This is a genomic window from Congregibacter variabilis, from assembly GCF_045689235.1.
GTDB lineage: Bacteria > Pseudomonadota > Gammaproteobacteria > Pseudomonadales > Halieaceae > Congregibacter > Congregibacter variabilis.
In genome coordinates this window covers 2145188-2159990 of the sequence record NZ_CP136864.1, presented here as the reverse complement: position 1 = coordinate 2159990, position 14803 = coordinate 2145188, and the positions used below count along the sequence as shown (strand labels likewise).

Here is a 14803-nt window from a genome sequence, read left to right as displayed (position 1 = left end):
GACCTTATTTTGACAAGAAGCTACCTTGTCCGTTTTGCGGTTGTGAACGATATTGATGACTGCCCTAAATACCGAACCAGAGAGTCAATACTATGAAAATACAGTGGGAAGAGCAGACTCCACGCAAGATCCAGCAATACGCAGGTGCAGATTACCCCCGCGAGAACCCTGATCTGGAGGATTTGCTGACCGATTCGCAGGTGGACCACATCGCTGAGATTTTCCAGACGCCGTTGACCGGATCCTACAACTGGGACTACTCGGTGCAGGATGACCGCATCAAGAAGCTCTACGATTTGGGTAAGCAATTGAACTGGGATCCCGAGATGGACATTGATTGGGATCGACCCTGGCCTGAGGAGGTTCGCTCTCCCGAACTTATGAATCTTCATGACTATGAGCCGTACCTGGCCATGGATGAGAAGACCAAGGATGAATTCTGGCTGCACATGAATGCCTGGAGTTTGTCGCAGTTCTTACATGGTGAGCAGGGGGCTCTTCTGGTTGCATCCCAGCTGTGCTCCTGCGCGCCCACGCTAAGCGCAAAGCTGTATGCCGGTTCACAGACGTTTGACGAGGCACGCCACGTAGAGGTGTTTAACAAATACCTGCAGAAGCGCATTGGGGTGATGTACCCGATTAATACGCATCTAAAGAGCATCATCGACAAAATTCTCACCGACCCCCGTTGGGATCTCAAGTTTATTGGTATGCAGATCGTAATCGAAGGACTGGCACTCTCTGCGTTCAATACTACGCGAGAGACAACGCCGGATCCGGTACTCAAGGATGTGGTGTATCTGGTCACTCGTGACGAGGCGCGACACGTCACTTTTGGAGTGAACTATCTAGAGGACTTTCTGAAGACCCTGTCCGAGGAAGAGATCGAAGAGCGCGCGCAATTTGCCTACGAGGCCTGTGTGATTAGTCGCGAACGGCTTGTGGCAACGGATGTCTTTCGTCACTTTGGCTGGGACGTAGAAGAGGCGCGCAAAAAGGTAATGGAGGGTTTTGTTATGTCGACCTTCCGAAATCTGTTGTTTCAACGCGTGATACCCAACCTGAACAGAATCGGATTGCTCACGGACAAGATTCGGCCCAAGTTTGAGGAGTTAGGCATCCTGGAGTTTGAGAATCTGGCAACTGATGGCGACATCAACTGGAGCGCATTAGAGCGTCCTCTTGACACCCAGGAGGCGCAGTCACACGAGCAGAGCATGCTCGCTGAGTTTCAGAAAGTGCATGCTGCCCAGGAAGAGTCCGCTTCTGCTGCTTGAGCCCCGGGCACAAGCGAAAAAGTGATGCAAAGCCGGCGAGAGCCGGCTTTTTATTTTTCAGATACGGGGTATATTCTCCGCGTTGGCTCACTACTTAAAAACAACGCATAAAAAAGGATGAAAACATGAATTTCACTACACGAATTTGCGCAGCCTTCGCCGCCCTGGTAATTAGCGTGTCAGCCTCCGCCTGGGATCCACGGGAGGTCGGCAAGCTCGAAGAAGGGGCCGCAACCGCTAAATCCGAGCTGCTGGCCGACGATCCGAGTATGCGGGTCTTTTTTGATACGGCAGCTGCTTATGTTGTGATCCCGACCGTCGGTAAGGCCGGTTTCGGTATTGGGGGCGCTCGAGGCAAAGGTTTGCTCTTTGAGGGCGGCAAAGCCACGGCAATCGTGACGCTTACGCAGTTAACTATTGGTTTTCAGTGGGGTGGGCAGGCTTACAGCGAGTTCCTATTTTTTGAGAACGGTGAAGCTCTCGCACACTTTAAAGGCGGCAATTACGAGCTTGGGGCTCAGGCGTCGGCGGTAGCTGTCACAGTGGGCGCCTCAGCTGATGCGAATTACTCTAACGGCGTTGCCATCTTCACTCGTGCTAAGGGCGGCTTGATGTACGAGGCTTCCGTTGGTGGGCAGAAGTTCTCGGTAGATGCTGCCGAATAATTCCTAAGGAGAGACGGTGCCTGGGCCCGGTTTCTTAAGTTCTAGCGCTGTATCTTGGCGATGCAGTTATAGATTGGACTGAAGCGGGTAAGAATCAGGCACAAAAAAGCCGGCGTCAAAGCCGGCTTTTTTACGCTATTTACTGCGGGTGTTACGCAGCGAGCGCTTTGACCTGGGCATTCAGTCGGCTCTTATGTCGTGCAGCCTTATTTTTGTGGATGATGCCTTTGTCCGCCATGCGGTCAATTACAGGCACAGCCTTGGTGTAGGCTGCTTGAGCTTGCTCTGCATCGCCACTTTTTACTGCGGCCAGAACGTTCTTGATATTGGTACGAACGAGCGAACGGAGGCTGGCGTTGTGTGATCGACGCTTCTCAGACTGACGGGCGCGCTTGCGTGCTTGGGGTGAGTTAGCCACTTAGGACTCCTCTAAATAATGAAACAGGTAAATGGAAATTTTTGGAGGGCGGATTCTGCCGATTGCCCGGCCATCTGTCAATAGGGGTTGAGTGGTGACAAAAGCCACTGTGAGAGTCATACACCCGGATTTAGCTAAATCAGGGCAAGAATCATGGAGGTGAAACAACATTGAACGACTTATCAGACAATGATTTGGGGCGTCATCTGGGTCTCACAGGGTCCCCAAACTTTCGGGATGCAGGGGGTTATGCCGGCGAAGGTGGGACCATGGCCTGGGGACGAGTCTTTCGCTCCGGCCATCTGGCAAATCTTTCTCACGCTGACCGCGAGCGCTTGGCAGAACTGCAACTACGCTTGATTTTTGATCTTCGCAGGCAGGACGAGCGTCAAATGGAGCCTTCATGGTTGCCTGAGGGCGTTACCGTGGTTGGCGCTGACATTACGCCCGGTAGCCAACGCAGTGCCATCTACGCCGATTCCACGACCTTGGGTGGGGCAGAGGCCATGTATCAGTTCATGTGTGACATCAATCGGGAGTTTGTGGAATCCCAGACGGAGACTTATCGAGATATTTTTGCTCAACTGCTGGCCAGCGATGCCCAGCGGGTGTTGTTTCACTGTTCTGCGGGAAAGGACCGAACGGGCTTTGCCGTTGCCGTATTACAAATGGCATTAGGCGTGGCGGCAGAAGATATTGAGGCAGACTATCTTTTATCCCGACGCTATTACCTGCCCACAGAGCAGTTACCGCGGGTGCGCAAAAAGTATCCGGTAGACCATCTGGACGATGTGGATTTGCTGCCAATGATGCAAACAGAGCTGGACTATCTCCACAGCGCCATTGAGGCCATGGATCGTCTATACGGTGATAAAAATACGTATTTGAGTGAAGGTTTGGGATTGGGGGAGCAGGAGCGGCGCGAGTTGCGCCGCCGCTTTATGCTCAATGATGCTGCTTAAAAGGCCGCCCACAACATGAGCAGTCCCGCAAACGCCACCAAAAGGCTCTGGCCGGCTTTTTCCAGTCGGAACAAACCGTATGCGTAAGCGAGTGGGGGGAGCAGCACTGCAAATATGCCCCAGGCGTAATCGTCCTTCCACGCTGCGATGAGCATTAATATCCAGCTTACCAATAAGGTAGCAAGGCCAAAGGTCATAAGTGTTGCGCTAGTTGGTTCCATGATGTTTCTCCGTTCAAAAATCGCGCGCAAGAGTAGCAGAAGCTTCTGCGTTCGTCAGCGTTTGCGCGCATTCGTTGGATGACGGCCAGAGGCTTTTTGGTTAAGGTGAGGCGCGTTTTTTTTGGAGTTCCCCGTGTCAGATCCTTTTGCTGCAATAAGACCCTACAACGACGCGGAGGTGCGGCCGACGATAAACCGTTTATTGGGGTCCAGGGACTTCCTGAACGCCATGCTGCGGCTGCGTTTTGGTGAATCGATACTTCCCTTTACGGGGCTGCTGAGGCCCCTGGCGCGTTTCTACCTTCGCCGTCAGTTTGCTCAGGTAGAGGGCGTTGCCGACCTCCAGATGCGGGTGAAGGGTTACGTAGAGCGGCTTATCGAAGATAGCACTGCGGGTCTGAGTGTCTCCGGACTTGAGCATCTTGATGCTGCAAGCGCGCATCTGTTTATCAGCAACCATCGCGATATAGCTATGGATCCGGCCCTTACTAACTACGTACTGCACCGGGCAGGGTATGAAACTTTGCGAATAGCGATTGGTGACAATTTGCTTCGGGAGCAGTGGGTAGCCGACCTGATGCGGCTCAACAAGAGCTTTATTGTGAAGCGATCGGTGAGCGGCCCTCGGGAGCTTCTGGCCAATTCCAAACTCCTTGCTCAGTACATTCGCTTTTCGGTGCAAGAGGATAATGCACCCATATGGATCGCCCAGCGCGAGGGTCGTGCTAAAGATGGCCGGGATCGCACGGAGGCTGCGGTGATAAAGATGCTTTCTTTGAGCCGGGACAAGCAAAGCGAAAGTTTTGGCGATCACATTGCTTCATTGCGGATTGTGCCCGTTGCTATCAGTTATGAGCTGGACCCCTGCGACGCCATGAAAGCGCGGGAGCTGAGTCAGCGTGAAAGCACTGGCAGCTACGAAAAATCTGACCAGGAGGACGTAGCGTCCATCGGCCAGGGAATCTCCGGTGATAAGGGGCGGGTTCATGTGCATTTTGGAACACCTTTAGGGGCCGATCTGGAGTCTCCCGCGGAGGTTGCTGCTGCTATCGATGCGCAGGTGGTAAGCGGTTATCGTCTCCACCCGGTGAACGTATGGGCCTACCGGCGCTTAGGCGGGAAGGCTGATCTGGCAGGTATTGATGTCGCAGAGGGAAGTTGCTCCGAAGCAGAATTCAATAGCCGTATTGATGCGCTTGCAGAACCAGAACGGCCTTTTGCACTGGCCAGCTATGCTAATGCACTGCGCAGTGTTCTGGAGCTTAAAAACCCCTCGTGAGCGTTCTTTCTCCGGCGGACAAAGACGCAATCCGGGAAGCTTATACCGCCATTACCGATGCCCGGGGGCTGACTCCTCGCTGGGGTCAGCGGCAAATGATCGCAGAGGTCGCTAATACTCTCGCGCTGCTAGCACCTGCGATCGACGGGCCTGACAGCGCAGGATCCCCCATTGCCGTTATTGAAGCCGGTACGGGAACAGGAAAAACCATCGCCTATGTGATTCCTGCGCTAGTGATGGCGCGGGTCCTCAACAAGCGTCTGATTATTGCAACGGCGACCGTAGCGCTGCAGGAGCAGCTGGTTCACAAGGACCTCCCGGATATCAAGGCTGGCAGTGGCCTCGACTTTAGCTACGTTTTGGCCAAGGGGCGCAGGCGTTACCTGTGTCTCAGTCAACTGGATCGACTGATGGCTCGCGAATCCGGCGGTGGGCAGACCATGGGTCTTTACCCGGATGAAGTCGCGCCAACGCTCGCTCGGGACGCGCTGGAAAGTTATGGGCTTATGCTCGATGCCCTGGGTCGTGGCGATTGGGATGGAGATCGGGATAACTGGTCAGCACCTATTGATGATGTGGATTGGTTACCGGTGACCGCCGATCAGGGGCAATGCAGCGGCAGACGCTGCCCAAACATTCGCAACTGTAGTTTTTATCGAGCTCGGGACGGTTTGCAAGAAGCCGATGTTGTGGTTACCAACCATGATCTCGTGCTGTCCGACCTTGCTCTGGGCGGTGGTGCAATTCTTCCAGCGCCAGAGGACAGTATTTACATCTTTGATGAAGGGCATCATCTGCCTGACAAAGCACTCAACCACTTCGCTTCCTTTTGCCGTTTGCCCTCAACACTGTCCTGGCTTGGCGATAGCCGCAAAGCCCTGGCTAAAGGTGCACCGCTGTTGACGGCTCTGCCGGGATTATCTGCAGTTCTGGAGCCCATGTCCGCATTGTTTGATGATCTTCAGCTGCGCGTGCAGCAGATCGGCGAACAGGCGGCGGTGCTCATGGCTGGGGCGGGAGACTTCGAGGAGCAGCTGCGCTTTGCGGGGGGCATTGTTCCTGCGGACCTGCAGCAGGCCGCCACAGCGATAGCAAGCCAATGGTCACGGCTCAATGGGCGGCTTATGACCCTGGAGGCTGGTCTGGACGATGCACTGGAGGATGAAGGCTTTGCCTCCCAGCGCGATGAGCTCGAGGCATGGCAAATGGCAGTGGGAGGCATGCTCGTGCGTGCCGAGGGCGTACTGTCACTCTTCAAAGACTTTGCAGCCGATGCCTCAGAGGAATCTCCGCCTCGGGCACGCTGGCTTCGGCGTCGGCCAGATGATGAAGAAATGGCCATCGATTTTCACTGTAGTCATATTCTGGCAGCAGATATTCTCCGAGAGCAGTTGTGGGAACGGGCGGCCGGCGTGGTGCTGACTTCTGCCACCATGACTGCATTGGGTAGTTTTGATCGCTTTAGAGCACGCTCGGGTGTTCCAGAGGATGGCCGCTACAAGATTGTAGTGAGTCCCTTTGACTATAGTCGGGCGACTTTGCACGTTCCGGCGATGGAAAGTGAGCCGAGCAACGCGCCGGCCCATACAGAAGAGCTGATCACACAGCTGCCGCAGTTGCTGGATGCGCGAGAGGGCAGCCTTGTGTTGTTCTCATCCCGTCGGCAAATGAATGACGTCTACGATGGGCTGCCTCGAGAATGGCGAGACCGGATTCTTCGCCAGGACGATTTTAGTAAACAAGAGATTATTCGTCGCCACCGCGAAACCATTGATGCCGGCGATGGTGCAGTCATCTTTGGTTTGGCAAGTTTTGCCGAAGGTGTGGATTTACCCGGCAATTATTGTCAGCACGTAGTGATTGCCAAATTACCCTTCGCTGTTCCTGACAATCCTGTGGATGCGGCACTGGCTGAATGGCTAGAAGCTCAGGGTCGCAATGCCTTTATGGAAATCAGTGTGCCTGATGCCGCACTTAAGCTTGTCCAGGCCAGCGGTCGCCTTTTACGCACCGAAACGGATACCGGCCGGGTGACACTGATGGATCGCCGGGTTCTTACTCGCCGCTATGGGCGAGCGATTCTCGATTCATTACCGCCCTTCCAGCGTCGTATTGGCTGAATCGTGATCTGAGCTGCAGGCACGATTTCGGCCCTTAGCTTTGGCTTGATAGAGCGCTTTGTCTGCAAGATCGATGAGCCGATGTGGATCGTCGCGTTCCTTTTCGCCAAGCGTTGCACAGCCAATGCTTACGGTGACGTGCTTGCTGACGTTACTTGCAGGATGTTTCAGGGCCAGTGCTCTGACGCACTCGAGAATACGGTCAGCGGTTCTCTCGGCGCCTTTGGCGTCGGTGTCATAGAGCAACACGACAAACTCTTCGCCTCCGTAGCGCGCCAGCATGTCGTGTTCGCGCAGGAGTTTACTTTTGATGGCCTGGGCAATGAGCCGTAGGCAGTCATCGCCGGCAGCGTGACCCAGCGTATCGTTGTATTGCTTAAAGAGATCGATATCCAGCATGAGGATGCTCACGGGAGCGCCGCTGCGCCGCGCCATGCTCCAGGTGGCGTTGAGTTGCTCTTCCAGATGACGCCGGTTAGCAACACCAGTGAGGCTGTCGATACGTGAGTTTGCCTCCACGCGCACCAGGGCCTCGCGAAGCTCCTCGGTACGAAGATCTACCAGCCCGCGCAACTGTTGCTCCCGACGCCGGGCACTGCGTGATTGAATGCGCTGCAGGAGTGTGACCAGTAGTCCAATCAAGATGGCGGCGGCGAGCACCGACCAGGTGGTTTCGTACCAGTGAGGAGCTCTGTTGATCTGCAGGACAGCGACGTTCTCGCTACTTTGAGAGGGTGATTCACCGTTGAAGCTGGCTTGGACTCGAAAGACCGTGTCGCCAGCGGGCAATGCGCTGAAGTATGCCGTGCGTCGATCACCGGCACTTGTCCAAAAGTCACTGTTTGCCGCCGTGCTATATCGGAAGCTTACAGATTGAGCGTTACTCAATTCGGGACTGCTGTAGTCGATTTCCAGGCTTTGAAAGTCTGCGGGTAGCTGCAGGGGTTCCAGTAAGTCTATTGTGCTGCCATCTACGCGCACAGCATCAACATAGGTGCGTAGCATCGGGTTTTCGGACGCCAGGCTCTGAGGTAAAAACGCCATGAGGCCCTTGGTACTTACAAACCACAGGCGATTGTCCGGCGTAGACCAGGCCGCGGGCTGAAAGCCACCGACAAACTGTGTTGAGCGAAGGCCATCACTTTCATCAAACAATCGTATCTCTAGTGTTTTGCGCTCTCCTCGAGCCACGGCATCGAGGCTGTCGCGCGATACTCGGAGTAAGCCTTGGGTTCCAGATATCCAAAGGTTACGGGCCTTATCTTCGAGAATGGCATAGCCCGCTGAGAACGGCAGACCATGGGAGCTATCAAAGGTAAACAGGCTGCCCTGGTCCAGTCGCGAGAGCATGCCATCCCCGGCTGCTATCCAGAGTACGCCCCGCGAATCTTCGTATGTTGTACGAACGATGCTGCTTGTGGGGCCGTCACCGATGATTCTTTGCTCCAGTAAGCCGTTACGATAAATAAACAGCCCTTGGGCGCTGCTAAGCCAGACGGTGCCGTCCTTACCTTCCAGGATATGGCGGGGTAACTTGCCATCAAGCTCGGGGAGAGGCTGGGTTATTGGCGATGTATCGTCTCGCCACATGTTCAGCGCAAGGTTTGTGGATATCCAGATGGCCCCATCACGCAATTGCTGGAGCGCAAAAATGTGTAGGCCAGACAGTCCGTGTTCTTCGCCAAAATGCGTGACCACGCCATCGCGTATGCGAAACAGACCCTCGCCGAAGGTTCCGATCCAGAGGCTTCTATCGGCACTGACCAAAAGAGACGAGATTGTCTTATTGATGAGTTCAGGGTGAGGCTGGGAGAGCTGTCCATCGGCGGTAATGCGAAATAAGCCGTGGGGCTCACTGCCGGCCCAAACCGTCCCGTCAGTGTCAGCGGTCACGACAAAAGTAGAGTCAGCTAGCTCTTCTGCTGTTCCCAAGGACAAGAAGGGGCTATCGCGCAGGCCAAACAGGCCGCGCGTCGTTGAGACCCACAGGGTTCCCCGAGTGTCCTCAATGAGGCCAAATATGTGTTCGGTTTCATTGCCGTTGCCGAAATTAAAGCGAGTCGCACTTCCATCGGCATTGGCTCGCCATAGTCCCTCACCGTAGCTCCCCAGCCAGCGATTGCCATCACGGTCGCGAAGATATTCTTCTATTGCCACGGGCTTGGATATGGGCAGCTGCCTGGGTGCTTGCGTGGTGGACAATTGGTAAATACTGCCGGTGGCGGTGCCTACAATAATGCCAAGTTCTTCGTCCCACCGGAGCATATGTACTTGGAGAGAATCCAGACCCTCATTCAGGCCTATTTGTTGGAAGCGAATCCCATCGAAAAAACTGACGCCATTGGTGAGGCTGCTAAACCACAATGTCCCCTGCTGGTCCTCAGCAATGTGAGTCGCTCCGTTGAACGTCAATCCATCATCCACAGTCCAGGAACTGAATTCGTCAGCGACCAGTTGGCTGGCGCCTTGATCTGTTGCAAACCAGAGGGAGCCGTCGACGGTTCGATGAATGTCATAGATCACATTGCCGACTAGCCCGTCATCGCTAGTAAAAGCCGTGAATTCGTTGCCGCGCATGCGAACTGCACCGCCGCCGTAGGTGCCTATCCACAAATCACCGTCGGGTGTCCATTCCAGCGCGCGAATATCGCTGGCTTTGAATGCGGGATGGGATTGTTGGTTGTAGGTTTTGAAATTCACACCGTCAAAACGGGCCAAGCCGCCTTGAGTGCCAATCCAAAGATAGCCACGAGGCCCCTCTGCACTGACCCATACGCGGTCTGATGGTAAACCCGAGTCTCGACCATAGTGATCGAGGAGATATTGACTGAGGAGGCGGTCGGGATTGAGCGCCATGCTGCTTGGCGATATGCCCAAGATGCAAAGGCAAAAGGCTAGCAGTGCGCCCCAGCGCCTGCTGGCGCGTGCGTGCTTTCCAAGGGAAATAAAAATGTTATGAATCTCCCGAGCCCTCAACGTTACTGCCTGTTTTCCGAATGTCTGGCGCAGCAGGTTACCCGAGATCATTTTAATGTGACAGGGGCTCGTGAATGTGCCTTCTTGCAGGCATAAAAAAACCGGCGGGCTTTCGCACCGCCGGTCAATTATCGCTTGCGGGCGATTAGAAGTTGAACGTTACTTCTGCACCGTAGGTCTGACCGCGCATCAAGGGCGAGAACGTTCCGCCAGTGGGTACGCCAACGATGGTGGGAGACAACTGCGTGTCACCACCGTGCTTTACGGTATCGAGCATGTTGCGACCATACAGCGAGAACACCCAGCTACCATTGTTAGAGTAGACATCCAGACCTGCATCCAGAATATCCTGCTCGTTAATGAAGCCCAGGTTGTTATCGGTGAAGAACACCTCATCACGATAGGCATAGTTGACGCGCGCTGTGGCATAGCCCCAGCTGCCCAGTTCCATGTCGTAGTTAAAGCCCAGGCTGTAGGTAACTTCTGGTGCACGAGGCAGGCCCAGGGACTTGTCTGCGCCATCAATCACGCCGTCGCCGTTGAGGTCAAAGAACACGTCGTCATAGCTGGAGTCAATGTAACCAAACGAAGCCATCATCAACAGGTTGTCTGACAGGGCGAAGGTGCCATCCAGTTCGATACCCCAGAGTGTGGCATCAGCACTGTTACGGATGATCTGTACAACGCCGGCATCAGGGTCCGCAAAGTTGATCTCGCGCTGCATGTCTTCTACCTGAGTGTAGAAGAACGCGGCGTTCAAGCGGCCCCAGGACTGCTGTGACTTATAGCCCAGTTCGAAGTTGTCTACCTGCTCTTCGTCAAAGGCTTCTGGTGTGAACAGCGGCGTGGTGTTACGCAGGTTGTAACCGCCAGAGCGGAAGCCTCGTGACCAGTGACCATAGATCTGTGACTCATCGGTCAGAGCGTAGCTCGCGCCAACTTTAGGTGACCAGGTCTGCCAGTCGTCCTTGCCGTTGAAGTCAAAAGGACAGCTCGGAAAGCCTTCGCTGCTGTCTACGAGGTTGCAACGATTATCCACTAGATAATTGATTTGGCCCGAATCAAGGCCAAAGAAAGCCTCCTCGATACTTTGGTTAGCCGCCAATGAAGCGATGTCGCCATACTTTTCTTCGTCGGTGTAACGCAGTCCCGCCGTCAAGGTAAGTCTGTCTGTGATGTCGTAGTCTGCGGCAACAAACAGTCCGAGCGTCTCTACACCGTAGAGACCGCCGCCATCCTGAATAATCAGGGGTGCCTGGTTGCCAAGCGCTGCGCCTGCAAGGTTACGACGCTCGTGGTAGCCCAGGTTGTTTTCGAACCAGTACGCACCGGTAGTGAAGTTAACATCACCAAACTGACCGTTGTAACGCAGCTCCAGGCTGTCTTGCTCTGTGTCTAACCATGCTGCTGAGTGGAAGGCCCACACTGGCTGGCCATCAATGTCGCTGCCCGACTGTGAGGAGGATTCTCTCCAGCCGTAGATTGCTGTAACCGTGCCGTCGCCCAGGCTTACACCCTGGTTGTATTCCACGGTAAGAAAGTCAGTCTCGATGTTTTGATAACCGATAAAGTCGTTGCTGTTGCCGAAGCTCTCTCGGTCAAAGTTAACGAAGGCGCCAGGCTCGCCACGGCCATTGGTGTGCGACTGCGCTACCGCGCCATCGCCGGATATGTCGGTGTACTCGTAGCGCACTACAAGCTCTGACATATCAGTGGGGGTCCACACCAGGGTAGGACGAATCATGGTTTGCTCAACAGCACCCACGTCTTGCTGGGTAACGCCATTGGGAGCAAAGGCGTCGCGCTGGAAGTAACCTTCGTCTTCGTTGTAATAGGCTGTCAATTTCAAGCCCAAAGTGTCGGTCACAGGTCCGCCAACGGTACCCATGGCGTAGTAGTTCAAGCCACCGTCGCCGCCTCCATCAACTGCAAAGCGTGCCTGGCCCTCGAATTCTTCGCCGGGCTTCTTGGTGTTCATCAGGATCGCGCCACCGGTTACGTTACGTCCAAACAGCACGCCCTGGGGGCCGCGTAGAACTTCGATGCTCTCCAGATCAAAGACATCAAAGATAATGCCGTTGTTAACGCCGAGATATACGCCGTTCACGAACACACCAACTGTAGGGTCGATAGATGGAATAGATGCACTGATGCCTAATCCACGGATAGAGAAGTTTGCAGTACCGCGTGTCGTACCGACATCGTCCAGAGCTACGTTTGGCATGCCTACGGACAGGCTGGTCAGATCGCGAACTTTAAGCGCTTCGATCTGGTCAGCGCCAAAAGCGGTGATTGACAGTGGTACATCCTGCGAGCCTTCTTCGCGCTTTCGCGCGGTGACGACGACTTCTTCCAGCAGGGCAGCGGAACCACCCCGACGCTGTGGTTGCTCTTGAGCCTGCGTCATAGCGGATAGTGCACTGCCGGCCAGCAAAGTGGCCAGTGCAGCTACCAGGGGTTTCTTCGATAAGCGCGGGGCAGCGTTTTTCATTGATCTACGTGAACTCATGGGGCGCATCCTTTTTAGTATCTTGCGGGTATTTTTAATTTATTGCGTGCTGTCGCCGGGGACATGCAAAAGTGACGTGCAGCAAAGCCCGGGTTCAAAGAACCTCGCGCGGAGTCAGGAGTGAGTCTGTCTCTTATCTGCATGACACTTGTGTAGTAGCTGTTATCGCTCTTATTGGCTTATCGCTGGTGCCGGTAATCACCGGCCCAACAGCAAAATTGTAACGTCTTCACGGCAAGCTTGCCATAGCAAAGCACCGTTAAAATGTTGTCTTAGTTACTGTTTTCTATCAAAAAATCGCTGGGTGAACGCCGTTTGAATGTGAATAATTCACAGCGCAGGCCTGCCGACAGGGGGGCGGGTAGCGCGCTTCGCGTTTCAGCTGTCGGAGTCAAAAATGGCCACAGCGCGGGTCCAGCCGGCGGACGCCCCTTTGATCTTGACCGGGAAGCAGGAGATTTCAAAGCCATAGTCCGGGAGGGTCTCAAGCTTGTGGAGCTTCTCCATTTGGAAGTATCCGATGTCGCGACCCGCCTTATGGCCTTCCCAGATGATGGATGGATCGTTTGACTCGGCAAACTTCCGTGCCGTATGCAAAAACGGTGCATCCCAGGACCAGGCATCCGTGCCCACAACGCGAACACCTCGCTCGGTAAGATAGAGTGTTGCTTCGCGGCCCATACCGCAGCCACGGTGAATATAGTCTGGATCGCCGTACGCGGCCCCCGCACTGGTGTTCACCACAACGATGTCCAGCGGTTGGAGCTCGTAGCCCATGCGCGCAAGCTCAGCCTCTACGTCGGCAGCGGTGGCGACATAGCCGTCATCAAAATGCCGAAAGTCCAGCTTTACGCCAGCCCTGAAGCACCAGTCCAGCGGGGCCTGGTCGATAGTCCAGGCAGGGTCACCACCATCCATAGTGGAGTGGTAATGCCAGGGTGCGTCCATGTGCGTGCCGTTATGCGTATTCAGTTGTACTTCTTCTACGGCCCAGGCTTCGCCGTCGGGGAGGTCGCTTTTCTCCAGGCCCGGAAAAAACGGCATGAGCTGGTCGTGGGTGCCATCGTGACGATGGTAGGTGACCTGCGGCCGAAAGGGCTCCGGATCTGAGGCGACATCGTTCTCGATGGGTATCGATAGGTCGATAATATGTCGCTTGGGGTTCTTCAGAAGCTCGGCGGTTTGCGCTGCTGGATCACTACTCATAGCTGTTCTCCACTGGGGGTAAATCCTTAGCTTAGTCGATAAACACGACGGGCCGTGTTTGCAAAAAGCGCGTTTTTGTCGTCGACGGACAAACCCGCAGCCAGCTTCTTCATGGCGTTGTAGTAGACCGCATAGGACAGGGACAGTCGGTCTACCGGGAAATTGCTTTCGAACATGCAGCGCGACGGGCCGAAGCAGTCCAGTGCGTGCCTGTACCATCGGCCTTGCGCGGCGAGAAGCTCATCTGATGACGGCGGTCGCTCGGCCAAATGCCAGCCAAAACCATTGTCGGGCATGGCCAAGCCGCCGAGTTTGAGAAATACGTTCGGGCAACTGCTGAGTTCACGCATCTCATTCTTCCAGTTGTCGAAGATCGCGTCATGCTGTCCTTCAAAGTTACCCACGCCCAGCGGTGTACTGAAGTGATCGAGGATCATCGTGGTATCGGGGCAGGCTTTGGCGAGGCTGATGTAATCCCGCAGTTGGTAATGATAATGCCAGGTATCGTAAGACAGGCCCCGCTCGCCAAGACGCTGCACACCGGCCTGAAACTCGGGCAGTAAGTAAAGATCAGCAGGAGCAGCGCCTGGGATGAGCATGCTCTGTCGATCTTCGTCCCGGGCGCTTGCGCCCGCGTGACGTATGCCCTTAAAAAAGTCACCGGCAAGGGCAATATGTTTATCGAGTGTGGCATCCAGCGTGGCGGTTTCGCGAAGGTCTACATGACCCACCATGCCCAGAATCGGGGCACCGAGGTCCAGCTCTTTGATGCGCGCAGCTTGTGCCAACACGTATTCGGTCTCACCCAGGGACTTTTCGTGCTCAGGACCATCTTCCCGATAGCAGGTGCTGCACTCCATAAAGACGGTACCGATAACGTTGTGGCCCGTGTTGGTGTCCACCGCGAATTCATCCACGTTGTAAACATGGCCCATCACCTCTGGCCAAAGGTGGTGGTGAGGATCAATGATGGGCTGATCGGGGTCGATGATCGCCTCATCAACCTGTGCTAGCCACGCGGGGTGGTCTTCGTGAAACAAATCCATGCCATTCTCCTTATGGTTTTTTGGCGTTTGGAGTCGTTATGGCTTACTAAAAGGCACAACGAAAAACGGCCTCATAGTAGAGGCCGTTTAGGATCTTGCAAGTGCTTCAATGACTCGAGGTGGG

At 54.8% G+C, this 14803-nt stretch carries 11 protein-coding genes; 5 read left to right on the top strand and 6 right to left on the bottom strand.

The genetic code is table 11. From position 1 onward, the window contains the following. Nucleotides 1-92 precede the first annotated feature (92 nt). The gene (locus tag R0135_RS09495) at nt 93-1277 is read left to right on the top strand and encodes a ferritin-like domain-containing protein (protein ID WP_407346578.1); all 1185 of its coding nucleotides are present in this window, start codon (nt 93-95) and stop codon (nt 1275-1277) included. Between the two features lie 125 nt (nt 1278-1402). After that, the gene (locus R0135_RS09490) at nt 1403-1942 is read left to right on the top strand and encodes a YSC84-related protein (protein WP_407346577.1); all 540 of its coding nucleotides are present in this window, start codon (nt 1403-1405) and stop codon (nt 1940-1942) included. A 151-nt stretch (nt 1943-2093) separates the two neighbouring features. On the opposite strand, the gene rpsT is transcribed toward R0135_RS09490, so the two are convergent. Continuing rightward, a complete protein-coding gene (rpsT, locus tag R0135_RS09485) occupies nt 2094-2360 on the bottom strand; it encodes a 30S ribosomal protein S20 (RefSeq protein ID WP_407346576.1) in 267 nt (88 codons plus the stop codon). A 170-nt stretch (nt 2361-2530) separates the two neighbouring features. On the opposite strand from rpsT, the gene R0135_RS09480 reads away from it, so the two are divergent. After that, a complete protein-coding gene (locus R0135_RS09480; RefSeq protein WP_407346575.1) occupies nt 2531-3322 on the top strand; it encodes a tyrosine-protein phosphatase in 792 nt (263 codons plus the stop codon). Here R0135_RS09480 and R0135_RS09475 read toward each other — a convergent pair. Continuing rightward, on the bottom strand, nt 3319-3543 hold the full coding sequence (locus R0135_RS09475) for a hypothetical protein (protein ID WP_407346574.1): 225 nt from the start codon (nt 3541-3543) through the stop codon (nt 3319-3321). The two genes, R0135_RS09480 and R0135_RS09475, sit on opposite strands and share 4 nt — an antisense overlap. A gap of 133 nt (nt 3544-3676) precedes the next feature. On the opposite strand from R0135_RS09475, the gene R0135_RS09470 reads away from it, so the two are divergent. Beyond that, nucleotides 3677-4822, top strand: coding sequence for a 1-acyl-sn-glycerol-3-phosphate acyltransferase (locus tag R0135_RS09470; RefSeq protein ID WP_407346573.1), 1146 nt, complete (start codon nt 3677-3679; stop codon nt 4820-4822). Beyond that, entirely contained in the window at nt 4819-6942 is a 2124-nt protein-coding gene (gene dinG, locus R0135_RS09465; RefSeq protein ID WP_407346572.1) for an ATP-dependent DNA helicase DinG, read from the top strand. Before R0135_RS09470 ends, dinG begins: the two co-directional genes overlap by 4 nt. Here dinG and R0135_RS09460 read toward each other — a convergent pair. The 4 genes from R0135_RS09460 to R0135_RS09445 form a co-directional block, all read right to left on the bottom strand. Further along, the gene (locus tag R0135_RS09460; RefSeq protein WP_407346571.1) at nt 6913-9798 is read right to left on the bottom strand and encodes a diguanylate cyclase domain-containing protein; all 2886 of its coding nucleotides are present in this window, start codon (nt 9796-9798) and stop codon (nt 6913-6915) included. The genes dinG and R0135_RS09460 overlap by 30 nt on opposite strands. A gap of 265 nt (nt 9799-10063) precedes the next feature. Beyond that, on the bottom strand, nt 10064-12427 hold the full coding sequence (locus R0135_RS09455; RefSeq protein WP_407346570.1) for a TonB-dependent receptor: 2364 nt from the start codon (nt 12425-12427) through the stop codon (nt 10064-10066). 378 nt (nt 12428-12805) lie between these two features. Beyond that, on the bottom strand, nt 12806-13633 hold the full coding sequence (locus R0135_RS09450) for a cyclase family protein (protein ID WP_407346569.1): 828 nt from the start codon (nt 13631-13633) through the stop codon (nt 12806-12808). A gap of 26 nt (nt 13634-13659) precedes the next feature. Further along, nucleotides 13660-14679, bottom strand: a complete 1020-nt coding sequence (locus R0135_RS09445) for an amidohydrolase family protein (protein WP_407346568.1) — start codon at nt 14677-14679, stop codon at nt 13660-13662. Nucleotides 14680-14803: the final 124 nt, after the last annotated feature.

What these genes read in the sequence shown, in the direction of transcription:
- R0135_RS09460 (WP_407346571.1), bottom strand. Translation starts at nt 9,798, where the DNA reads ATGGCGCTCAATCCCGACCGCCTCCTCAGTCAATATCTCCTCGATCAC.
- R0135_RS09450 (WP_407346569.1), bottom strand. Translation starts at nt 13,633, where the DNA reads ATGAGTAGTGATCCAGCAGCGCAAACCGCCGAGCTTCTGAAGAACCCC.
- R0135_RS09475 (WP_407346574.1), bottom strand. Translation starts at nt 3,543, where the DNA reads ATGGAACCAACTAGCGCAACACTTATGACCTTTGGCCTTGCTACCTTA.
- R0135_RS09495 (WP_407346578.1), top strand. Translation starts at nt 93, where the DNA reads ATGAAAATACAGTGGGAAGAGCAGACTCCACGCAAGATCCAGCAATAC.
- R0135_RS09445 (WP_407346568.1), bottom strand. Translation starts at nt 14,679, where the DNA reads ATGGATTTGTTTCACGAAGACCACCCCGCGTGGCTAGCACAGGTTGAT.
- R0135_RS09490 (WP_407346577.1), top strand. Translation starts at nt 1,403, where the DNA reads ATGAATTTCACTACACGAATTTGCGCAGCCTTCGCCGCCCTGGTAATT.
- R0135_RS09455 (WP_407346570.1), bottom strand. Translation starts at nt 12,427, where the DNA reads ATGAGTTCACGTAGATCAATGAAAAACGCTGCCCCGCGCTTATCGAAG.